Raw genomic sequence first — 20,667 nt, forward strand, 5'->3', positions numbered from 1 at the left:
GAATCATAAAAGTTGGCCTTTTTCATGCGATTACGCGTAAGAATGAAGCCCCGCAATCACTAGGTTGACAAAGATGAGGTTAAACATAATGATCGCAAATCCGATTACAGCAAGCCAAGCGGACTTTTCACCATGCCAGCCTCGTGATAACCGAAGGTGGAGATAGGCGGCGTAAAATAAAAATGTAATTAAAGCCCATACTTCCTTCGGGTCCCATCCCCAGAATCTCGTCCATGCAATTTGTGCCCAGATCATCGCAAAAATAAGACCGCCTAACGCAAATACAGGGAATCCTATGGAAACAGCCCTGTATCCAATTTCATCGACTAAATCGAGATTCACCTGTCTTACGAGCGGCTGAAGCAGCGCACTTAGTCGTTTGCGAATGATCAATCTTAGCAGTCCATAAATAATCAGCCCAACGCCAAATGACCACAGCACTGTATTCACCTTTCTACCTGAAAAAACAGGCGGCAGATCAACTACAGGCTCTAAACGATCTTTTGTGATAAGTTCTCCTTTATGAGGTCCTACTAAGGCAGGAAGCTCATAGACCATGACGCTCTCTTCTTTATTTTTATCTACCCAATTAAATTTCGCTTCATACCCTGTCATTCTAAAAATGGACGTGACTGCGATAAATGCAAGGGTGACCACAATCATAAACATGACCAGCTCTAAGCCAAAGGTTTTCTTCCCCGGTTTTGTTTGATCGACATGCTTCAAAAGAAAAATCACACCTGCCACAAAACTGATCGCCAAAATGGCTTGACCAAGCGCTGCTGTCGTGACGTGAATATATAGCCAATTACTTTGAAGCGAAGGAATCAGCGGTGAAATATCCGATGGAAACATGCTTGCATAAGCAATGATTAATAAAGCGATTGGAAGTGTGAATAAACCTAGCACAGACACTTGATAGACAAAATATAAAATAATAAATGCGAGCACCAGCATCATGCCAAAGGCTGTGGTGAATTCAAACAGATTACTGACTGGTGCGTGACCAGATGCGATCCACCTTGAAATAAAATAGCCAAATTGACTCAAAAAACCAATGATGGTGAGCGTTATGCCGATAAGTGCCGCCTTGTTTTTGCGCGGACCCTCTTCTTTCTTTTTTCCTTTAATGGCCCCTCCAAAAAAAGGAACTGCCGCTAAATACAATAGAAAAGCTGCAAATAACAGGTTTTCACTGACTGCCGCCATCTAATCCTTCCCCCTTGCTTTTGCTGATACTTGTTGTATCAGGCAGTTCTTTTTGATCCACTGGCTGTTTGATGCCACTGCCGTGCAGTAACACCTTGAGATCAGACTTTAAGCCGAACCAGTTTTTGTTTGTATGTCCTGCCACAAACACTTTTCCATCCTTTACCGACAGCCAGATTCTTCTATGCTGCCAGTACATCCCTTGTATGACCCCAATCATAAAGATGATTCCGCCAACAATGAGTACCCCAAGTGTTAAGTCTTTTCTCACCGTTAACCCTGTCACGTTTTTTGTTTCAACCCGGTCAAATTTCATTTTATAAAGATTGTTATCAGAACCCTCTACTGTCTCTTGAATCGCGACAAAACTTTTTTCACCTTTTGGTTTTTCAGGAGAGATCATTTCAAATACGAACGCAGGATTATTCGGATTCCTCGTTTTCGTACTAGGTGTGCCATCTTCGTCAAAATAAAAATCAGGCAAATAACTCATCACCTTGACTTTGTAACCGCTACCAAGATCATATTCTGACTTAGGCTCCAACAGATTAATCTTCACTGTTCCGAAAGATTTCTCAGTATCTTTTCGAATCAGCTGAAAGACCATTTGATCGAGTTCATTTTGTTTAAAATCCACTTGATATAATGAGAAATTGTCAAACTTAAGCGGTTCATTCACTTTAATATCGTGTTCTGTTACCTGCTTCAGCTTGGGCTTTTCACCAAAAACAACTTCCCCTTCACGTTTGTATAAAACGGCATCGGTTTTATAACTTTTGACGACTTGACCATCGCCAGCCTTTTCAATAGCATTTTCAAAGACTTCTTTTTCTTTTTCAGATTCATAGCGATCAATTGAAAACGCGTTATTCTTTAAGAAGTATTGGCCTCCCGTCCCTGGGATTGGTGCCGTTTCGCCTTCTCTTACCCATAATGTTTCATCCACGTACATTCCTGGGACAAACCGGAGCATGGATCCAATGAGAAATATAATTAATCCAATATGATTGACGTAAGGTCCCCAGCGGGAAAAGCGGCCTTTTTCAGCTAAAATATGTCCATCTTCTTCTCGAACGCGGTAACGCTTTTGTTTCATTTTACTAACGATGCCTTCATATGTATGTTGATCTAATGTTTGGTTTGTTTCGCTGAAAAGACGCTGCCTTCTCATAAAGCCTTCTTTTTTGACAACCCCTTGATTTTTGAGTGCACGATAAAGTGGAATCACTCGATCAAGGCTGCAAATCACAAGGGAAATTCCGATAGATGCGATAAGGGCTAAAAACCACCAAGAATTATAAAGATCATGGAATCCAAGGATGTAATATAACTTGCCAAACGACCCATATTGTTCCTCATAATAAGTGGAAGCTGATGCACCTGGCGGAATAAACCGCTCCTGCGGAAAAATAGTTCCTAGCGAAGAAGCTAACAGTGTGATGACAATGAGCCACACACCCACTTTTACGGAAGAAAAAAAGTTCCATACTTTATCAACAATCGTTTTGTTGTATGTTTGCGAGCGTCTTGCACTTCCGTCATATCTCATATCAAGCAGCTTTGATGAATTTTTCTCTTTTGCTGCAATGGGATTCCCGCATGATTCACATAGAACAGTACCGATTGGATTAATATGTCCACACTCACACTTTACCTCTTTCATTCTATGACCCCTTTGGTTTAATCAAATTCATATATTCATAGATTTGACGTTCTGTCATCGTTCCCTTTATGACTTTGATTACCTTGCCTTCAGGATTAACTAAAAGTGTAGTTGGCAGCTGCCCAATATCATATGCCTCTGTCACTTGACGGTCTTTGTCCATGGCAACAGGAAAATTCACGCCATAAGCATTCATAAAATTCTTCACAGCAATATTGGATTCTGCCACATTTACGGCAACAATTTCGACACCGCGATCCTTGAACACTTCATACTGATTTGCCATATAAGGGAATTCCTGCTTACATGGACCGCACCATGTACCCCAAAAATTGAGAAAGACACCTTTGCCTTTTAAGTCCTTTAATTCAATCCGTTCCCCATCTACCGATTGAAGGACAAAGTTCGGCGCAATAGATCCTTCTTTGATTTGATCCTGTTTGGCAAATACTGAGTTATACATCGTATAACACAGTGCAGCAAGCATCACGAGGAGAATGCCCGTCCGTATGAAAAATCGTCTTTTCTTCATCTGAAGTACCCCTTCCCCATAGACATTCAGGTAAATTATAGCATTCTCCTTCTTTTGATGCTTCTTCATTTTTTGAAGTTTATGTGAAAATTAAAAAGCGCTTTTCCCATGATCCGCAATCGCTCTTAGGCGTTTTACTTCATGCGGCGTCAATTCTATGCGATCTCCTGGTCTCATGCCTTCAATATGAAGGAAAGCATATTGCTCTCTTTTGAGTTTTAAAACGTCGTGGCCGATTGCTTCAAACATGCGGCGAACCTGTCTATTTCTGCCTTCATGAATGGTTAATTGCACAATACATGTTTGCTTTCGTTTATCAATCGAGAGCATTTTGGCACGAGCAGGTGCTGTTTTTTTATGGTCTAACATGATTCCTTTTTCTAACTTTCTAAGCAATTCTTTTGAAGGGATGCCTTTTAGTTTCGCTGCATACGTTTTATCAATTTCATATTTCGGATGCATGAGCTTATGGGCAAATTCGCCATCATTTGTAATCAAAATTAAACCGCTCGTATCATAATCCAACCTGCCGATCGGATACAGACGCTGCGGAACATCATCAAAGAAGTCTGTCACGACTTTGCGTCCTTTATCATCCTCGGCAGCTGAAATGACGCCGCGCGGTTTATAAAGCATAAAGTAAACCGGTTCTTCTTTTTCAAGCTTTAAGCCATTGACTTCAATTTTATCTGAAGAGCCCACCTTTACTCCGAGCTCTGTCACTGTTTCACCATTAACGGTAACTCGTCCTTCTTTAATTAATTCTTCAGCCTTTCGTCTAGAAGCGACGCCGGCATGGGCAATTACTTTCTGTAAACGTTCCATTTGTCTTTCACCTCATGTACTATCTTACTTGCTTGGCTTGAAACAAACAAGCATTCGTGGAAAAATAAGCGTTTCATCTGTCTAATTTCAACAAAAAAGCTGTTTTCCATCCACGAAATAAAAAAAGCACCTGATTAGGCGCCGCTAAATAACAAACTGACGATAATAATCGATGCAATGATCCCAATCAGGTCTGCAAGCAGCCCCACTTTCAGTGCATCTCCCATTTTTTTAATACCAACTGCTCCAAAATAGACGGTTAAAATATAAAGGGTCGTATCCGTTGACCCTTGCATAACGGCGGCAAGCTTGCCGATAAAAGAGTCTGGACCATAAGTCGCAATTAAGTCCGATGTCATACCAAGCGCCGCTGTTCCTGATATAGGACGAATAAGCGCAAGCGGCACCACTTCTGTAGGAACACCAATCGCTGTAAACACAGGTTTCAATAATTCCATGACAAAATCAAGGGCACCTGATGCTCGGAAAATCGTAATGGCGACAAGCATACCGACTAAATACGGAATAATTGAAAAGGCAATTTGAATGCCTTCTTTCCCGCCTTCTACAAATGTTTCATACGTCGGTACTTTTTTAATCGTCCCTGCAATCAATATTCCTGCGATGATCAGTGGAATCAAAGCAAGTGACAGCCAGTTAATAAATGCCACAAGATCACCCCCGCCTGCTTCTGCGATAGTGGAAATAGCGATCAATCATAATCGCACCGATACCTGAAATAAGTGTCGCCAAAATGGTTGGGCCTACAATATCTGTTGGCTGATCTGCGCCATAGGTCATACGAATGGCAATGACAGTCGTTGGCACAAGTGTGATAGAAGATGTATTGACTGCTAAAAAAGTGATCATAGACCGGCTCGCCTCATTTTTTCCGCCATTTAATGCTTTCATCTGCTCCATCGCCTTAATCCCAAGTGGTGTAGCGGCATTCCCAAGGCCAAAGAAATTTGCCATGAGATTGGACAGAATATACCCCATCGCTGGATGATTCGCAGGAATCTCAGGAAATAGTTTTGAGATAAAGGGCCGGCATAATTTACTAAAGAAATGTAACAACCCCGCTTCTTCTGCGATCTTCATCAATCCTAGCCAGAATACAAGAACACTAATCAGCCCTATTGAAATGGTGACCGCTTCTTTTGATCCTTTAAAGACCGCTTCATTCACTTCATGCATCGTTCCGTTAAACATTGCATAGACAAGACCGATGACCGTGAGGAATACCCAAATCAGATTGACCATGAAGATCCGCCTATCGATGTCTGAAAGACAGACTTAAACATTTCTTGAAAGCTTTTTTGGGGCATTCGGTTGCGTTTGTTTTCATAAAAAATGGGGACTTGCTCAATTACCTGACCATCCAGTAAAAACGTCATTTTCCCTACTACATCTGGGATCGCTTCTTTGTTTTTCTCCCATTTCTTTTCAGGCGTCAGCATTTCCGTTTCGATTTCCACTAGTTTTTTCTCATCCTCATTTAGTAAATAGTCCACATCCCGCTTAATAAACGCTTTTTTTTCGTAAAAAGTCCCTTTTAACGAAGCGAGCCTGCCTTTTTCAGCAAGCACATACGTTTTATAGTGATCAAATGCATACTCAAACATTGAGATATGATCCTTCCAGTCATCCGGTGCATTAATCGTCACAGCAATGAGCGCAGCATCTCCTTTTGCAGCTGTGGAGACAAGTGTGCGTTTTGCAAGTTTTGTATACCCTGTCTTCCCTCCAGTCGAATATTGATACAAACCCGTGAGCAGCTTGTTTTTATTTTTCCAATAACCCTCGATTGTTTTTGCTTTATAAAAGGTGGTACCGGCAATTTTTTGATATTGCTGATGCTTCATGGCGTACTTCGTTAAGATCGCCATATCATAAGCTGATGAATAATGGTTTTTATGATCATCGAGTCCATGCGGATTTTGAAAATTCGTATTCTCCATGCCTAGTTCAGAGGCCTTTTGGTTCATCATAAAAATAAAGCCTTCTAAGCTGCCGCCAACATGTTCTGCAATGGCAACAGCTGCATCATTTCCAGAGCGCAGCATGAGCCCGTATGTCAAGTCTTCTAAACTCACCTTCTGTCCTTCCTTTAAATAAATCGAAGAACCTTCCGCTTGAATCGCACGTTTTGACACTTTGACCATGTCGTTCATTTTTCCTGATTCAATGGCTAATACAGCCGTCATAATTTTTGTGATACTGGCGATTCTTCTTTTTTCGTGCTCGTCCTTTCCAAATAGGACTCTGCCTGACTGTCCATCTATTAAAATGGCGCTTCTCGCACTCACCGATAATGAGACGTCTGCTTGAGCGTGTGAGGAAAAAGGCAGTAAGAGTGTTAATAGAAGAAGGACTGCTGTTCCAATTTTTAAATAGGGCATGTTCATTCACGTCCTTGTCCGTTTTGTACAAGTGTATGCGCGGCTGAAAAAGTTATGATGCCTCGTCCATAAAAAAAAGCAACTCTCATATGAGAGTTGCCTTGTCTTCTTTATACCATTTTCATTTGCTGATGAGATGTTGTATATTCCAGCTCTTCTCTCATCGTTAAAAAATCTTTTTCTAATGAAGAAAACAAACGTTTGACCTCAGCCGATACTTCATGATGGAAAACAATGCAGCTTTTTCCTGTGTAGGCTGAACGGCTATTTTCATACCATGTATCCTTTTTTGGTGTAAAAAATTCTTCAATACATTGATGATAAATACGATGAAGCGTCTGCTGGGCGGCTTGCTGCGGGAATGTCTGCTGCTGCCTGATTTTCCTACAAACCGCCGCGGCATCCTCGCTATAAACTGCAAGCTTCCGCAATGTACTTAATATGTCACAATAATAGGCTTCCGCTTCCGGGTTTAATCGTTTCAAGCTTGATAAGGTAGCTTCGTTCAGAAAATCATTCACTTCAACTGCAACCTTTGATAAAAAAACGCCTGCTTGATCAACTTGAGCCTTTACATTCATATGTGCCATTTGTTTCGTGTTTACCTTCCCCTCATGGCTTTGTCACCATTTTATCTTTCAAATAAAGATTTTAGACCTAAAATCTTTTTTATATTTTATCATACATTTTTCCTTATTTTGAACTATTTTATCTCTTCAAATGTTTGATTGAAGTTTTCAAAAAAGAGATCAGCCTCTTCTTGCACCCCATCTGCTTCCACATTCTCTGGAAGTGGCGGCAATTCATCTAAGGCTTTTAAACCAAATTGCTCTAAAAAGGTAGGTGTTGTCCCATAAAGAATCGCTCGTCCCGGACCATCGGCACGTCCTACTTCACAGAGCAGTGCTTTGGCAACTAAACTATGCAGCACTCGTTCTGATTTAACGCCTCTGATCTCCTCGACTTCGCTGCGTGTAATCGGTTGTTTATACGAGACAATGGCGAGCACTTCTAGCGCTGCCTGTGACAAACCTTTCGATGGTGTCTCTACTAATTTTTTTAAATATACGCTGTATTCTTTTTTCGTCAGCAGCATATATGAATCTGCATATTCAATAAGCTCAATCCCTCGTTCTTGTTTTTGATATTCTTCCTTTACGGCAGACATAATATCAAGCAACGCTGCCTCATCAACTTCAAGAACAGACATGAGCTGTTTTCTTGTTAAGCCTTCGTCACCTGCTGCATATAGCAGCGCTTCTAAGATGGCTTTCCAATTCACGATATCAAGCGTCATGAATCGTTTCACTCCCTATGATATAAATATCTTCAAAGTTTCCTTCCTGCTCCAGCATGATTTGATGGCTTTTCATCAATTCGAGAACAGCAAGAAACGTCACGACAAGGTGTTCCTTTTGATCATGTTGAAATAAAGTAATGAAATTGGTTCGCTTTTTTGTTTTTCTTAAGTGGTTCATAATCTCATTCATTTTGTCTTCAATCGGGATTTCTTGTCTTGTAATCTTTGATGGTGCTGGTTTTGTTATTTTTTTGCGGTTCAAAACCTTTTGAAACGCACCTAACATATCATACACCGTGACGTGTAAGTTTGTGTCCTTCGCTTCTGCTTCTTTTGCAAATTCACTTAAATCACTTGGTGGTTTTGTGAAGGCGTTTTGCCGCTCTTCTTCACGTTCCTTCAGTTCTTGCGCTGCATTTTTATACTTGCGGTATTCAATTAATTTGCCAATCAGCTCATCACGAGGGTCCTCTTCTTCTTCCATCAGGTCTTCATCAAACAGCTCTTCCTCTTGTTTTGGAAGAAGCATTCTGCTTTTAATGCTGAGGAGAGTTGCAGCCATCACCAAATACTCACTTGCAACATCCAGTTCAAGCTCCCTCATCGTGTGGACATATAATAAATACTGCTCCGTAATTTTAGCGACGGGAATATCATAAATATCAATTTCCAAACGGTTAATTAAATGTAAAAGCAAGTCCAAAGGACCCTCAAACGAATCTATTTTCACCTGATATTCCAGCATTCTTTTCTCACCATTTCTACTGTCTTCTAAGTACCTTTTTCATCGGCTAACCTTTAGTATAAGACACGATAAAGCTCTCGTCCAATATAATTTCGACCATGAGGCAGCAGGCAAAAAAAGAAAAACAGTGGATTCGCCCATACCAATGAGGGCATTTATACATAGAATACCATTGTAATCAGAACTGATGAAAAAGGAGGCCGTAACATTATGGGAGATGGTTATTACTTCGGCGGAGGATTTGCGCTTATTGTTGTGCTGTTCATCTTGCTGATCATCGTTGGCGCGGCTTGGGTTTATTAAAGAAACAGAGCGTCCTTTCATAAAGGGACGCTCTTTCTTCTTTTCTTTTCGGTATGTTAGACTGATAGTGGAAAAGGAGATGACCGCTGTGTATCCTAAAGCGTACGTGGCTTTTTTACATGAATTTCATACGACAAGAGATTATTTTGAGTGTCATGAAATTCTTGAAGAATTTTGGAAAGAAGATCCTCCTCATCAGCGCAAAAAGTACTGGGTGGGTCTCATTCAGCTTGCTGTTGCTTTGTATCATCAAAGACGAGGAAATGGAAAAGGAGCAAAACGGCTGATTTCAAACAGCCTTCATATATTAGATTCGGACCGGAACGTACTAACAGAATTAGGTCTTGATGAAGAGGCATTTCTTTTACTGCTGAGAACACTGAAAAAGAAAATCGATGAAGACATGCCCTACGAAAGTGTGATGCTGCCAATCCGAGATGAAACGCTTCTTTCTTTATGCAAAGAGATGGCGGAAAAAGAAGGCTTAACCTTCGGACAGGAGAGCAACTTATCCCATACATTCTTAATTGAAAAGCATAGACTGCGTGATCGGACGGACGTATTGCTTGAACGTGAAAAGCAGATGGAACGTAAAAAAAGCAGAGGCATATAACCTCTGCTTTTACATGTGTGATATTTAGTTTGTTTCATTGTGACACTTATGAAAGAAGCCTTGCGTTAATTCATTTGGAATGAGTGTTTTCGTTTTGAATACTTCTTCCACGGCTAATACCATTTCCTTGCCGATGCCTTGGTCACGATGGGACGGATTGACACTAATATGTTCGATTTGTACTTGGTCGTCTGTTTTCAGCACACCAATCGCACCGACGATATCCTCACCATCTTTCCAAAGGAACAGCTGCCGATCTTCATCCATTTCATACGACTTTATCGTCTGCTGAAGCTGTTTGACGTCTTTCTCACCCGGCATAAAGGACAGGAGTCCCATGGCAATTTTTTCAAAAGACCTCTTGTAACGAATTAACATATATACCCCTCAATATTAAAATTATCCTATTCTCCAGCAAATGTCTTATGAATCACTTGCTCATCACACATTATAAACACTTTTAGGTTGTTTTTAAACTCTTTTTCATCAAATTAACGAAACGTTCGATTTAGGTTGGCCATTTCAATAGCCGCTGCAGCCGATTCACTGCCTTTATTTCCAGCCTTTGTACCGGCTCTTTCAATGGCTTGTTCAATAGATTCTGTTGTCAGTACACCAAAGATAATCGGCACCCCTGTCGAGATGGCACTTTGTGCGATTCCTTTAGCCGCTTCATTACAAACATAGTCGTAATGTGATGTTGCCCCGCGAATCACGGTTCCAAGTGTAATGACTGCATCATATTTTTTTGTTTCTGCTAGTTTTTTTGCCATATACGGAATTTCAAAAGCCCCCGGCACCCACACGACATCAATATCGTCACCGTTTGCTCCGTGTCTGAGCAATGTATCTTCTGCTCCATCTAGCAATTTGCTTGTAATAAAATCATTAAATCTAGCGACGACGATTCCAAACTTTAATCCTTCTGCTACTACATTACCTTGTATTGTATTCATATGTTCATCATCCTTTTTTGTGATTTTTATTTTGTTTTCATTGTCGTTGTTTGCTTGTTTATATATGCCTGCAATGCTTCAATCGTCAGCATCTTTAAATCGTGTTCTTTTTGAATTTTTTGTAGTTCGGGTACGCGGGCCATGGTTCCATCTGCATTCATAATTTCACATATGACACCCGCTGGCACTGAACCCGCAAGTTTAGCAAGATCAACGGCCGCTTCTGTATGACCTGGTCTTTCTACTACGCCTCCCTCTTTCGCAATAAGAGGGAAAACATGACCTGGTCGGGCAAAATCTTCTGGTTTTGACTCTTTATTTAACATGGCCAATATGGTCGTTGAGCGCTCAAAAGCACTTATACCAGTTGTCGTTGACGTATGGTCGATGCTCACTGTAAATGCTGTATGATGTGCATCCGTATTTCGCTCGACCATGGGATGCAGATCCAAGTGTTTCGCAATCGAGGCATGAACTGGTGTGCAAATAAGACCTCTTCCATGTAAAGCCATGAAGTTAATGACTTCCGGCGTTGCATGCTCAGCAAGTGCCACAAAGTCTCCTTCATTTTCTCTGTCTTCATCATCTACTACGATAATGATTTCTCCTCGTTTCAGGGCATTTACTGCCTCATCAACTGAATGATACATACAATCGCCTCCTAGAATCCGTGCTCTTTTAAAAATGATGGGGTTAATCGTGATGGCTGCTTTTCGTTTTGCTCTTTTGTTAAAAAGCGATAAATGTATTTACCGATCATGTCACATTCAATATTTACTACATCCCCCATAGTTTTAGTCGGGAAAATAGTTCCTTCAAGCGTATGTGGAATGATAGAAACTGTCACATGAGCATCTCGCAAATCGAAAATAGTCAAGCTGACGCCGTCTATTGCGATCGATCCCTTTTTTGTGAGCATATCTGTGAGGGTCTTGTCCATTTTCAAATCATAGTAAATGGCATTACTCTTCTTTTCTACACGGGTAATCACAGCCGTTCCATCAACATGGCCTGAAACAAAATGACCGCCGAATCGTCCATTTGATGACATCGCTCGCTCTAAATTCACTTGGCTGCCTGGCGCAAGCTGATCAAGTGATGTCGCTTTGACCGTCTCAGGCATCACATCTGCCACAAACTGTTCTTTTGTGAAGCTTGTGACAGTGAGACAAACGCCATTGATGGCGATACTATCGCCTAGGTGAACATCTTCTAGTACACGACTGCACTTGATGATAATTTCCATGGCATCTGCGGATCTTTTGCTTAATGACTGGACTGTACCCACTTCTTCAATAATCCCCGTAAACATGTGATCCTCCCTTTCTCTTTCTTTTGTACTTCTCACTTTATGAAAAAGCGATGTTTTGGACATGTGATCGATTGAACACCTTCGTCGCTTTTTATGGTCCATACAAGGTAAATGAGGGATCACCTAATAAACACTGCATGCGATGACTATATTGACATACAGAAAGCCCCGGAAAAATTCCGGGGCTTTGGTTTTTTTGCATTAGAAATAAAACTATGATCAACACATATTTTTTGTTCATACATAGCTCTCGTTATCCTTCTCCCATCCAGACTTTCACTGTCGGCTTCAGCTTCTCACTGAATCAACCGTTAATAAATTAACGGGTCACGGGCTGTAAAGCATTTGCTTTATTACCGTCGGTCGGGATTTTCACCCTGCCCCGAAGGATACAATCGATATTTAGCTGTCCTTAGGGGCTATTATAGCGATCCTTGTGGTCAAATGCAACAATCAAGATTTATCACCTGTTCATAAAAAAAGCCTCCCTATAGGAAAGGAGACTTGTTAATTGACGACTTTTACTACTTTTATAAGACCGTCTATTCTTTTTTCATTACTAAAGTATGCTTTAATACGATCGCCTTTTTTCAGATCGGCCACATCATCTTCAAATTTCTTTCCGTTAAAAATGATTTTCGTGCCATTTTTGGCTTGACCGTAATACTCATCACCATCAATTTTTGTAATGGTATATTCATAGATGGTGTAATCTTTATCATTATTCGTTAAACTTTCGCCAATGGCTGTTGGTACATCTTCAATTTTCATGCCATTCATGTATAAATAACCTGCGCCTAAACAAAGCAGTAAAACAAATAAGATTGCGATTTTTAATTTGATTTTCCCCATATTTAGAACCTCCATCATCTGCACTTCGCCTATTTGTATGTTCTATTCCTTCTTTTGATGAAATAAAACCAAAAAAGCTGATTTTCATTAATGGTTACTTATATAACGATTCAAGTGGACTTTTGGTTCCACCTTTTCATCATTACATATGATACGAATATGCGTTCTTTATTAAGGGGGTCTTTTTTCCTCTTTATCTGTTAGCAGGGTGAACAAGAAAGACGAGCTTTTTGATTATATTCTTTTCTCTAATGCGAATAGATCTTCCTCTAACAATTGAGATCTTTGAACAGCGATATTTCGGCTGTCACGAACCCCTTGATTATAATAGTAGCTTCCAAGATGTTTTGTGATAAATTCTAATATATTGATGGCTGCTAATTCACCAATCTCCTCTTCTCGTTCTTCAGCAAAGTAACGCTGAATGGCAATCATCATCTGATTTTTTTCTTCTTTTGTTAATGGTTTCAAAGTATCTCCTGCTTTCTTACAGCATGATCACACGCTTTTTAGATGTGCACTTTCACTTATTTTTAGAGCTGCAAATGGTGACACTCACAAATACGAATGTTTGTTCTCTTATCATATCACAAAAACGTGTCCATCACACCCTAAAAGAAAAAGCGTGTTTTAATCAATTGATCAAAATACGCTTTCTTTATATAGACTATTTATTTCAATATGGATAGGATCGTCGCTACAGAATGATCTACAAACGAACGCTCTGGGCGAGATTTCATGAGGACTGTAAGTCCAATAAAAGAAACAACCAGCGCCTGTGCTAAGGCTTTGGCATTCAGACTGCTTTCGAGCTCACCCGAGCGAATACCTTGTACAATTTTTTCTTCAAAAATGACCGAAAGATACATCTGATGCTCTCTTGTGAGAATTTCAAATTTCTCTTCGTGGGGGGCAAGCTCGACTATTGTATTGATGCAGAAGCACCCTTTACTCGGCCCATTTCCATATTCCTCTTCTACTAATTCAGCAAATAATGTATGAAATGCTTCCTTTGTAGATAGATTGTTTTGAAGTTTGGTTCGAATGTGGGCAGCATGCTGAGTTGTATATTTGCGTAATGCCGCTTCAAACAATTCCTCTTTATCACCGAACGCTGAGTATAAGCTTGGCCGCTGTATTCCCATTTTTGCAGTTAAGTCGCTTAATGTAGTCGCTCTGTACCCCTTCTCCCAAAAAAGCAACAAGGCCTCATCTAACGCTTTTTCCTCATCAAATTCCCGTTGTCGAACCATCATCAACCCTCATTTCTATCATAAAAATCTCTTCACTAAATCAATCATCTATTTCTTATAAGGATTTTTTACTCATCGGTATATTATCATTTTATTTTATTGACGTATCATTGTCAAACCGACTGCCCCTCTCAAGATCTCCACTACATCATCTTGACTTTAAAACGTTTCTCTGGTTATCCTTAACAGGAATCATTTTATACCAATCAGTATATTATACTTTTCAGCACAAAAGGAAAGGAGCTGATGACATGCATGAAAAAATGAATGCCGTTGAACATTCTGATCTGGAAACGACTCATTTACAAATAAACACCCGATCAACGATGACTCGCAATATGGCTCTACTGTTTTCGACAGCCTCAGGGATGGCAGTTGCAAACATATACTTTGCACAGCCATTATTAGACTCCCTCGCAGCCGAGTTTGGTATCAGCTATTCATCCGTTGGTATGGTCATTATGATTACTCAGCTTTGTTATGCGCTAGGACTGCTACTGATCGTACCACTTGGTGATCTGTTCAACCAACGGCGGCTCATCGTAGCTCAAATGCTAGTATCCGTGTTATCTCTCATTCTAGTCGGTATCGCCCCTACCGCCACCGTCCTGTTCATAGGACTAGCTGCGGTGGGACTGCTCGCTGTAGTCACTCAGGTACTCGTAGCATTCGCAGCGACATGGGCCGCTCCTGAAGAACGTGGCCGCATAGTGGGCTTGGTTCAAAGTGGAATTGTGATTGGTATTCTTCTCGCACGAACGTTTACTGGTGTACTAACCGATCTCGCCGGCTGGAGATCAGTCTATCTCGTTTCCGGCGTGATGATGCTGATCATAACTGGCGTGTTGTACCGGTATCTTCCGCGTGCTGACAGCAAGAGAGTCTCCATATCCTATGTGAACTTGCTCGCTTCAATGTTTATATTGTTCAGACAAGAACGAATTCTACGTATTCGTGGCGTACTGGGTTTTCTGATCTTTGTTGTGTTTGGCACGCTGTGGACTTCACTTGTGCTGCCTCTCAGCACTACGCCATACAATCTGTCACATACGGCAATTGGTGCATTTGGCCTTGCTGGAGTTGCCGGAGCATTAGGTGCCGCTCGAGCTGGAAGCCTTGCTGATCGAGGCTTAGGACAGTTAACATCGTGCATCGCCCTTGTCCTATTACTCTTTTCATGGTGTTTTATTTTTTTCACTGAATATTCCCTCATTTTATTAATCGTTGGTATAGTCATTCTTGACCTATCTGTGCAGGCCGTTCACGTGCCCAATCAAAGTATGATTTTCATGGTCCGGCCTGAGGCGAGAAGCCGGCTGACTGCTGCTTATATGATTTTTTATTCCCTCGGCAGTGCGCTCGGTTCTATTGTATCAACTAACATATACGCAAACGCTGGCTGGAATGGGGTATGTCTATTTGGAGCCTCTATCAGCGCCTTAGCCCTTTTATATTGGATGATCACCTACCGCTTCACGGCACAGATCACAGGAACATCAGATGTAAAATAAAAAAACACCGCAATTAAGCGGTGTTTTGGATTAAGCATCGATAACTTCGACTTTTTCCATGCCTTGTCCTTGTTCCATATCAAGAACAGCTTCGATACCAGATGTTACTTTACCAAAAACAGTGTGAACACCGTTTAAGTGCGGCTGTGGGTCATGTACGATAAAGAATTGGCTGCCGCCAGTGTCTTTACCAGCGTGTGCCATTGATAATGAACCTCTCTCGTGCTGATGAGGGTTTCCTTCTGTTTCACATTTAATTGTGTAACCAGGTCCTCCAGTTCCATTACCGTTTGGATCGCCGCCTTGGCTTACGAACCCTGGGATCACGCGGTGGAATTTCAATCCATCGTAGAAGCCTTCATTCGCTAATTTTTCAAAGTTTGCTACTGTACCTGGAGCAGCCTCTGGGTAAAGTTCAAACTCAATTTTCTTTCCATTCGTTAATTGTATGTATCCTTTTTTCGCCATTTTTCACATTCTCCTTTCAGGTTAAACAACGCTCATTATAGCACATTTTCGGTGATGTTAAACATCCCCTGCTTGTCGAATGTGATTTACCTCTTTTGCCATCATTGATAAAATAAAAGAGCTTGATCCTTTTCTCCTAAGGAAATGATCACAGACTGAGCAAATCACTTCATCATATTGGAGGTTTCAAACATCTTTAAAAGAAAATTGAAACGTCAGACTGATTTGTTACGTCTATATGATGGAGTACGATTCAAATCATGTACTCAAAAGATGAGTTTCTCACCATCGAGAAACGCTTTCGACTTGAAGGAGGTCAACATGTTTAAAAAAACAATGCTTGGTATGATGGCAGCGCTCCTTTTACTGATTGGTGCGCCAAAAGTCAGCTTAGCGGATGCAGCTGTCGGCGATGTCATCGTCACACTTGGGCAAGACTTAACACCGGCTGATCGCCAGAAGGTGCTTGACGAGTTGAATCCACCTGAAAATGCGACAAAAATTGAAGTAACCAATAAAGAAGAGCACGAATATTTAGGAAAGTATATCCCTCGTTCTTCTATCGGGACGAGAGCATTATCATCTTCATCCATCACCATTGAAAAATCAGGTACGGGTCTGACCGTGGATACACATAACATTAAGACCATTACAGATGAGATGTATTTAAATGCTTTAATGACCGCAGGCGTGAAAGATGCAAAGGTTGTCGTGACGGCGCCGTTTGAAGTATCTGGTACAGCAGCACTGACAGGTCTATTAAAAGCCTATGAAGTGTCAAGCGACAAAGCCATTCCTGAAGATGTGAAACAGGTAGCAAACGAAGAGCTTGTAACAACATCTAAACTGGGAGACTCTATTGGAAAAGACAATGCTTCTGCCCTGATTGCAAAAATCAAAGATGACATTGCCAAAAATGGAGTTCCTAAAACAACAAAAGAAGTGGAAGAAAAAGTAGATCAAGCCGCTTCTGATTTGAACTTAAATCTAACACAAGACCAAAAAGATCAACTTGTCTCTCTCTTTGATAAGATGAAAAATATCAATATCGATTGGAAACAAGTCGGATCTCAAATTGATAAAGCAAAAGACAAGATTACAAAATTCATAGAATCAGATGAAGGGAAAAACCTTCTACAGAAGATTTGGGATTTCTTTGTCTCCATTTGGAACGCGATCGTCTCTGTATTTACTGGTGGAAAATAAATGTCATAGAAAAAGCTGCCTGATGATCAGGCAGCTTTTTTTAAGTCGATGATTTCACTTTTGATTGATAAGGTAAATCCAATTTGACAATGTCCTCATATGTCTCACGCTCAACGACAAGCTGCGCTTCCCCATCTTCTACAAATACTACAGCCGGGCGAGGGATGCGGTTATAGTTGTTTGACATGCTGTAGCCATAAGCTCCTGTACAAAAGACAGCTAACAAGTCTCCCTGTGATAACTCTGGCAGATCAATATCCCAAATGAGCATATCTCCACTTTCACAGCATTTTCCTGCAATGGACACAGTTTGATCATGCGTTTGACTCATTTTATTGGCGCTTGCTGCTTCATATTTTGCTTGATATAAAGCAGGTCGAATGTTATCACTCATTCCGCCGTCAATGGCTACATAATCGCGAATGCCAGGTACATGTTTTGATGAACCAATCGTATAAAGAGTGGTTCCCGCATCTCCAACAAGTGAGCGGCCTGGCTCAATCCAAATTTCAGGCATCTCAAATTCATAGCGGGCTACATTTTCTTTCACCGCTTGAATAATTTTCTCCACGTATTCAGTTGCTGGAAGTGGTTCGTCCTCTTCTGTATAACGGATGCCAAAACCTCCGCCTAAGTTCAGCACTGTGGAAATAAATCCAAATGATTCTCTCCATTCATCTAGCTTCAAGAAAATCTTATCTGCCGCAAGGACAAAACCAGCTGTATCAAAAATTTGTGAGCCGATATGACAATGAACACCTAAGAGCTCGATCACTTCTGATTTAAGCACTTGTTTGACCGCTTCGTCTGCTTGTCCATTATGAAGATCAAAACCGAATTTTGAATCTTCTTGACCTGTTGTAATATAGTCATGCGTATGTGCTTCAACGCCCGGCGTGATGCGGAGGAGTACTTTCACCTGTTTTGACAGCTCTTGCCCAAGCTGTTCAATGAGGTTGATTTCATAGAAATTATCAACAACAATACAACCGATTCCATGCGCTAATGCCATCTTTAATTCTTCTCTGCTTTTGTTGTTACCATGGAAATGAATTTTTTCTACTGGAAACCCGGCACAAATGGCTGTGTGCAGCTCCCCGCCTGAAACGACATCAAGTGATAAGCCTTCTTCTTTTGCCAGCTGGAACATGGCAATAGAAGAAAAAGCCTTACTCGCATATGCCACCTGAGCCTTTAGTTCTTCTTCAATAAATGCTTTCTGAAAGCTTTTTGCACGCTCCCGTATTAAAGCCACATCATATACATAAAGTGGTGTCCCATACGTTTCAGCTAAAGAAACGGCATCAACACCACCAATTTCTAAATGTCCGAGTTCATTTTGTCTGCAAGTGCCGTGTAAATACAATGTCATTCCCTCTTTCTCCGCCTCGGCTGAAAAAAGACAGCTGCACAAGCTGCCTTTTGCCGTTTCTCAAAGTTAAAAATACAATATCACAATCTTCAGCCACTTTCAACGAGCGTTAAGAATTTGGCGGAATTTTTGATCTGTTCTGAGGGTGAACGATGCTTGGCCTTACTTTTGAGCCAGGAACAGACGTCCGAATGAGCACTTGCCACAAAGCCTTTCCATTAAAAGGAATGAACGGCCACATATAAGGCGTCTGTAAGGAACGAATGGATGTTAAATAAATAAGTAACAGCGTAAAACCGATGATCAGTCCATTCAGCTTAAAGATCGCTACTAGTGCTAATATGATCAGTCGGATGATTTTATTAGCGACACTCAGTTCATAACTTGGAGTGGTGAATGTACCGATGGCTGCTAGCGAGACGTATAATATGACCTCTGGTGTAAATAAACCGACATCAATCGCAATTTGTCCAATTAAGACGGCTGCAATCAAACCCATGGCAGTCGACAAGGCGGTCGGCGTATGAATCGCCGCCATTCGTAAAAATTCCACCCCAAAATCAGCAAGGAATACTTGGAGAATGACAGGGATATGAGAAGGTTTGTTAAATCCAATATAGCTTAGATTGTCTGGCAGAAGATTCGGTTCTAGAATAAAAAGAAACCAGATCGGCAAAAGAAAAGTAGAACATAAGATGCCTAAAAAACGCACCCATCTTAAAAAAGTCCCAACTGCTGGCGCCTGGCGGTATTCTTCAGCATGTTGAACGTGATGAAAAATAGTGGTTGGCGTAATGATGACACTAGGGGATGTATCCGTAATGATGATGACATGCCCTTCTAATATATGGTTAGCGGCTACATCTGGGCGCTCGGTGTATCGCACAAGCGGGAAGGGATTATATCCTTGCTTAATGATAAATTCTTCTATTGTTTTATCAGACATCGTCAGTCCGTCAACTTTAATCCCAGACACTTCTTTTTCGATAATATCAACAAGATCAGGGTCAGCTATGTCTTCAATATAACAAACACAAACGTCCGCTTTAGAACGCTCGCCTACTTTAAGCATTTTGTATCGCAGTTTTTCATCCCGCACTCTTCTGCGAATGAGTGCTGTGTTCACAATGATGTTTTCAACAAAGCCGTCTCTTGCACCTCTGACAACCTTTTCTGTATCCGGTTCCTCCGGCATTCTGCCAGGGTAGCTCCTGACGTCAATAATAAATGCGTAATTTTCACCTTCGACAACGACTGCCACAAGTCCAGACAACACTTGATCCACTGCTTCATCAAGTGTTTCAACTTTTGAGACTTGCTGATTGACAAGACGGTTTTCTACCACACGTGCAAGATCATCTGATTCAGGTTCGTTGTCATTGATTTCAATCAGTTCTTTTAATAAATAGATCACATATTGTGTATCACATAATCCATTTACATAGTAAAGCTGGATTTCCTGATCATGGACATAAATTTTCCGAACGCCAAGGTCAAAGCTGAGACCCATCCCGACATTGTCTTTGAAAAAATCTTCATTTTTCTTCGGATCTCGGTACACGTGCACCTTGTCTTTCTTCATGGAAACCGCTCCTTTCTAAAATTAATTCGACTGCCTTCATTGTGATGGGAGACCCTTTGCTTAGATCATCTTTCCGTCCCATCTTGCCAATATCTCCAATGCCGACAACAATCGGAAGCTGTAGTGAATCGAGACAATACACTGTATCTCCACTCATTTTGTGTGGTTCCATTTCTGGAAGTCCATGTTTGTCAACGCCGTATTCTGTCAGTTCACCTTCCCGGTCAATGGAGACATGTACCTTTGTCCATTCCGCTTGATGGGTTTTAGATGCCACTGCAATGGCGCCAATCACTTCAATTTCAGGGTGACGTGCTACGTGCTTCATAGCCGTCTCCCCTGTTCCTTCACCTGTTAGGCCAGAATCATCAAACATGACAAACACTGGGTCATACGGCGTTTTTAAAATCATCTGGACCAGTTCTGGCCCTGTTCGTTTGCTCGGATTCCCTTTTGAGCTGGAAATACATCTTCCGCCGACTTTCTTTGCGACAAGCTCAATCGTTTTGGCAGCATATATATCTCCGTCTGTCACTAAAATGACTTTGCGTCTTTGCCCCATA

25 protein-coding genes and 1 riboswitch are annotated in these 20,667 nt (G+C 41.1%); of the genes, 4 read left to right on the forward strand and 21 right to left on the reverse strand.

Going from position 1 to position 20,667, the window contains the following annotated elements:
- Nucleotides 1-30: 30 nt before the first annotated feature.
- The 10 genes from ccsB to NSQ64_RS12345 all read right to left on the reverse strand — a co-directional run bounded on the left by ccsB (nucleotide 31) and on the right by NSQ64_RS12345 (nucleotide 8,676).
- Nucleotides 31-1,209, reverse strand: a complete 1,179-nt coding sequence (ccsB, locus tag NSQ64_RS12300) for a c-type cytochrome biogenesis protein CcsB (protein WP_017359778.1) — start codon at nucleotides 1,207-1,209, stop codon at nucleotides 31-33.
- Entirely contained in the window at nucleotides 1,193-2,872 is a 1,680-nt protein-coding gene (gene resB / locus NSQ64_RS12305; RefSeq protein WP_268382845.1) for a cytochrome c biogenesis protein ResB, read from the reverse strand. Before resB ends, ccsB begins: the two co-directional genes overlap by 17 nt.
- A 1-nt stretch (nucleotide 2,873) precedes the next feature.
- Nucleotides 2,874-3,404, reverse strand: a complete 531-nt coding sequence (gene resA / locus NSQ64_RS12310) for a thiol-disulfide oxidoreductase ResA (protein WP_159145787.1) — start codon at nucleotides 3,402-3,404, stop codon at nucleotides 2,874-2,876.
- Nucleotides 3,405-3,494: 90 nt separating this feature from the next.
- On the reverse strand, nucleotides 3,495-4,229 hold the full coding sequence (rluB, locus tag NSQ64_RS12315; RefSeq protein WP_341016748.1) for a 23S rRNA pseudouridine(2605) synthase RluB: 735 nt from the start codon (nucleotides 4,227-4,229) through the stop codon (nucleotides 3,495-3,497).
- A 134-nt stretch (nucleotides 4,230-4,363) separates the two neighbouring features.
- Nucleotides 4,364-4,900, reverse strand: coding sequence for a spore maturation protein (locus tag NSQ64_RS12320; protein WP_017359781.1), 537 nt, complete (start codon nucleotides 4,898-4,900; stop codon nucleotides 4,364-4,366).
- 4 nt (nucleotides 4,901-4,904) lie between these two features.
- A complete protein-coding gene (locus NSQ64_RS12325) occupies nucleotides 4,905-5,492 on the reverse strand; it encodes a nucleoside recognition domain-containing protein (RefSeq protein ID WP_007501015.1) in 588 nt (195 codons plus the stop codon).
- A complete protein-coding gene (locus tag NSQ64_RS12330) occupies nucleotides 5,480-6,631 on the reverse strand; it encodes a D-alanyl-D-alanine carboxypeptidase family protein (protein WP_017367523.1) in 1,152 nt (383 codons plus the stop codon). Before NSQ64_RS12330 ends, NSQ64_RS12325 begins: the two co-directional genes overlap by 13 nt.
- 110 nt (nucleotides 6,632-6,741) lie before the next feature.
- On the reverse strand, nucleotides 6,742-7,221 hold the full coding sequence (locus NSQ64_RS12335; protein WP_024718922.1) for a YpuI family protein: 480 nt from the start codon (nucleotides 7,219-7,221) through the stop codon (nucleotides 6,742-6,744).
- 113 nt (nucleotides 7,222-7,334) lie between these two features.
- A complete protein-coding gene (scpB, locus tag NSQ64_RS12340; RefSeq protein WP_008344462.1) occupies nucleotides 7,335-7,928 on the reverse strand; it encodes an SMC-Scp complex subunit ScpB in 594 nt (197 codons plus the stop codon).
- Nucleotides 7,918-8,676 carry a segregation/condensation protein A gene (locus tag NSQ64_RS12345; RefSeq protein ID WP_268382848.1) on the reverse strand — a complete coding sequence of 253 codons (759 nt, stop codon included), beginning with the start codon at nucleotides 8,674-8,676 and terminating at the stop codon, nucleotides 7,918-7,920. Before NSQ64_RS12345 ends, scpB begins: the two co-directional genes overlap by 11 nt.
- Before the next feature lie 210 nt (nucleotides 8,677-8,886).
- Between NSQ64_RS12345 and NSQ64_RS12350 the strand changes: the two genes are divergently transcribed.
- Complete coding sequence (locus NSQ64_RS12350) at nucleotides 8,887-8,979, forward strand: YjcZ family sporulation protein (protein WP_008359694.1); 93 nt, start codon at nucleotides 8,887-8,889, stop codon at nucleotides 8,977-8,979.
- An 88-nt stretch (nucleotides 8,980-9,067) separates the two neighbouring features.
- Nucleotides 9,068-9,592: a DUF309 domain-containing protein gene (locus NSQ64_RS12355; RefSeq protein WP_024718923.1), complete on the forward strand. Its 525-nt coding sequence runs from the start codon at nucleotides 9,068-9,070 to the stop codon at nucleotides 9,590-9,592.
- A 24-nt stretch (nucleotides 9,593-9,616) separates the two neighbouring features.
- Here NSQ64_RS12355 and NSQ64_RS12360 read toward each other — a convergent pair whose 3' ends face one another.
- From NSQ64_RS12360 to NSQ64_RS12390, 7 genes are all read right to left on the reverse strand, one after another.
- Nucleotides 9,617-9,970, reverse strand: coding sequence for a GNAT family N-acetyltransferase (locus NSQ64_RS12360; RefSeq protein WP_017359785.1), 354 nt, complete (start codon nucleotides 9,968-9,970; stop codon nucleotides 9,617-9,619).
- A gap of 113 nt (nucleotides 9,971-10,083) precedes the next feature.
- Nucleotides 10,084-10,548 carry a 6,7-dimethyl-8-ribityllumazine synthase gene (gene ribH, locus NSQ64_RS12365; RefSeq protein ID WP_007501031.1) on the reverse strand — a complete coding sequence of 155 codons (465 nt, stop codon included), beginning with the start codon at nucleotides 10,546-10,548 and terminating at the stop codon, nucleotides 10,084-10,086.
- Between the two features lie 26 nt (nucleotides 10,549-10,574).
- On the reverse strand, nucleotides 10,575-11,198 hold the full coding sequence (ribB, locus tag NSQ64_RS12370) for a 3,4-dihydroxy-2-butanone-4-phosphate synthase (protein ID WP_017359786.1): 624 nt from the start codon (nucleotides 11,196-11,198) through the stop codon (nucleotides 10,575-10,577).
- Nucleotides 11,199-11,209: 11 nt separating this feature from the next.
- Nucleotides 11,210-11,860, reverse strand: coding sequence for a riboflavin synthase (gene ribE, locus NSQ64_RS12375; RefSeq protein ID WP_341016754.1), 651 nt, complete (start codon nucleotides 11,858-11,860; stop codon nucleotides 11,210-11,212).
- A gap of 252 nt (nucleotides 11,861-12,112) precedes the next feature.
- Nucleotides 12,113-12,254: riboswitch (FMN riboswitch) on the reverse strand.
- A gap of 113 nt (nucleotides 12,255-12,367) precedes the next feature.
- Entirely contained in the window at nucleotides 12,368-12,712 is a 345-nt protein-coding gene (locus tag NSQ64_RS12380) for a hypothetical protein (RefSeq protein WP_008344451.1), read from the reverse strand.
- Between the two features lie 234 nt (nucleotides 12,713-12,946).
- The gene (locus NSQ64_RS12385; RefSeq protein ID WP_017359788.1) at nucleotides 12,947-13,183 is read right to left on the reverse strand and encodes a DUF2164 domain-containing protein; all 237 of its coding nucleotides are present in this window, start codon (nucleotides 13,181-13,183) and stop codon (nucleotides 12,947-12,949) included.
- Nucleotides 13,184-13,383: 200 nt separating this feature from the next.
- A complete protein-coding gene (locus NSQ64_RS12390; RefSeq protein WP_341016756.1) occupies nucleotides 13,384-13,965 on the reverse strand; it encodes a TetR/AcrR family transcriptional regulator in 582 nt (193 codons plus the stop codon).
- A gap of 251 nt (nucleotides 13,966-14,216) precedes the next feature.
- Here NSQ64_RS12390 and NSQ64_RS12395 point away from each other — a divergent pair, with 251 nt between their 5' ends.
- A complete protein-coding gene (locus tag NSQ64_RS12395) occupies nucleotides 14,217-15,476 on the forward strand; it encodes an MFS transporter (RefSeq protein ID WP_341016758.1) in 1,260 nt (419 codons plus the stop codon).
- A 30-nt stretch (nucleotides 15,477-15,506) separates the two neighbouring features.
- Here NSQ64_RS12395 and NSQ64_RS12400 read toward each other — a convergent pair whose 3' ends face one another.
- Nucleotides 15,507-15,944 carry a peptidylprolyl isomerase gene (locus tag NSQ64_RS12400; protein ID WP_007501040.1) on the reverse strand — a complete coding sequence of 146 codons (438 nt, stop codon included), beginning with the start codon at nucleotides 15,942-15,944 and terminating at the stop codon, nucleotides 15,507-15,509.
- Nucleotides 15,945-16,265: 321 nt separating this feature from the next.
- Between NSQ64_RS12400 and NSQ64_RS12405 the strand changes: the two genes are divergently transcribed.
- A complete protein-coding gene (locus tag NSQ64_RS12405; protein ID WP_008344446.1) occupies nucleotides 16,266-17,150 on the forward strand; it encodes a DUF1002 domain-containing protein in 885 nt (294 codons plus the stop codon).
- A gap of 40 nt (nucleotides 17,151-17,190) precedes the next feature.
- Here the strand turns inward: NSQ64_RS12405 and lysA are convergent, their stop codons facing one another.
- The 3 genes from lysA to NSQ64_RS12420 form a co-directional block, all read right to left on the reverse strand.
- On the reverse strand, nucleotides 17,191-18,516 hold the full coding sequence (gene lysA / locus NSQ64_RS12410; RefSeq protein WP_061419519.1) for a diaminopimelate decarboxylase: 1,326 nt from the start codon (nucleotides 18,514-18,516) through the stop codon (nucleotides 17,191-17,193).
- Nucleotides 18,517-18,631: 115 nt separating this feature from the next.
- Nucleotides 18,632-20,104 carry a spore germination protein gene (locus NSQ64_RS12415; RefSeq protein WP_007501043.1) on the reverse strand — a complete coding sequence of 491 codons (1,473 nt, stop codon included), beginning with the start codon at nucleotides 20,102-20,104 and terminating at the stop codon, nucleotides 18,632-18,634.
- Entirely contained in the window at nucleotides 20,058-20,666 is a 609-nt protein-coding gene (locus NSQ64_RS12420) for a stage V sporulation protein AE (protein ID WP_007501044.1), read from the reverse strand. Before NSQ64_RS12420 ends, NSQ64_RS12415 begins: the two co-directional genes overlap by 47 nt.
- Between the last annotated feature and the right edge of the window lies 1 nt (nucleotide 20,667).

It is taken from the genome of Bacillus sp. FSL W8-0183 (genome assembly GCF_038006825.1).
In the GTDB taxonomy this organism is placed as follows: Bacteria; Bacillota; Bacilli; order Bacillales; family Bacillaceae; genus Bacillus; species Bacillus altitudinis.

Excerpts from the sequence above, each read along its gene's own strand:
- NSQ64_RS12325 (WP_007501015.1), bottom strand. The coding sequence starts at position 5,492 with ATGGTCAATCTGATTTGGGTATTCCTCACGGTCATCGGTCTTGTCTAT.
- NSQ64_RS12335 (WP_024718922.1), bottom strand. The coding sequence starts at position 7,221 with ATGGCACATATGAATGTAAAGGCTCAAGTTGATCAAGCAGGCGTTTTT.
- ribH (WP_007501031.1), bottom strand. The coding sequence starts at position 10,548 with ATGAATACAATACAAGGTAATGTAGTAGCAGAAGGATTAAAGTTTGGA.
- NSQ64_RS12380 (WP_008344451.1), bottom strand. The coding sequence starts at position 12,712 with ATGGGGAAAATCAAATTAAAAATCGCAATCTTATTTGTTTTACTGCTT.
- rluB (WP_341016748.1), bottom strand. The coding sequence starts at position 4,229 with ATGGAACGTTTACAGAAAGTAATTGCCCATGCCGGCGTCGCTTCTAGA.
- ribE (WP_341016754.1), bottom strand. The coding sequence starts at position 11,860 with ATGTTTACGGGGATTATTGAAGAAGTGGGTACAGTCCAGTCATTAAGC.
- NSQ64_RS12400 (WP_007501040.1), bottom strand. The coding sequence starts at position 15,944 with ATGGCGAAAAAAGGATACATACAATTAACGAATGGAAAGAAAATTGAG.
- NSQ64_RS12420 (WP_007501044.1), bottom strand. The coding sequence starts at position 20,666 with ATGGGGCAAAGACGCAAAGTCATTTTAGTGACAGACGGAGATATATAT.
- NSQ64_RS12405 (WP_008344446.1), top strand. The coding sequence starts at position 16,266 with ATGTTTAAAAAAACAATGCTTGGTATGATGGCAGCGCTCCTTTTACTG.
- ribB (WP_017359786.1), bottom strand. The coding sequence starts at position 11,198 with ATGTATCATTCAGTTGATGAGGCAGTAAATGCCCTGAAACGAGGAGAA.
- NSQ64_RS12390 (WP_341016756.1), bottom strand. The coding sequence starts at position 13,965 with ATGGTTCGACAACGGGAATTTGATGAGGAAAAAGCGTTAGATGAGGCC.
- NSQ64_RS12360 (WP_017359785.1), bottom strand. The coding sequence starts at position 9,970 with ATGTTAATTCGTTACAAGAGGTCTTTTGAAAAAATTGCCATGGGACTC.
- ccsB (WP_017359778.1), bottom strand. The coding sequence starts at position 1,209 with ATGGCGGCAGTCAGTGAAAACCTGTTATTTGCAGCTTTTCTATTGTAT.
- NSQ64_RS12395 (WP_341016758.1), top strand. The coding sequence starts at position 14,217 with ATGCATGAAAAAATGAATGCCGTTGAACATTCTGATCTGGAAACGACT.
- NSQ64_RS12330 (WP_017367523.1), bottom strand. The coding sequence starts at position 6,631 with ATGCCCTATTTAAAAATTGGAACAGCAGTCCTTCTTCTATTAACACTC.
- scpB (WP_008344462.1), bottom strand. The coding sequence starts at position 7,928 with ATGACGCTTGATATCGTGAATTGGAAAGCCATCTTAGAAGCGCTGCTA.
- resA (WP_159145787.1), bottom strand. The coding sequence starts at position 3,404 with ATGAAGAAAAGACGATTTTTCATACGGACGGGCATTCTCCTCGTGATG.
- resB (WP_268382845.1), bottom strand. The coding sequence starts at position 2,872 with ATGAAAGAGGTAAAGTGTGAGTGTGGACATATTAATCCAATCGGTACT.
- NSQ64_RS12350 (WP_008359694.1), top strand. The coding sequence starts at position 8,887 with ATGGGAGATGGTTATTACTTCGGCGGAGGATTTGCGCTTATTGTTGTG.
- NSQ64_RS12345 (WP_268382848.1), bottom strand. The coding sequence starts at position 8,676 with ATGCTGGAATATCAGGTGAAAATAGATTCGTTTGAGGGTCCTTTGGAC.
- NSQ64_RS12415 (WP_007501043.1), bottom strand. The coding sequence starts at position 20,104 with ATGAAGAAAGACAAGGTGCACGTGTACCGAGATCCGAAGAAAAATGAA.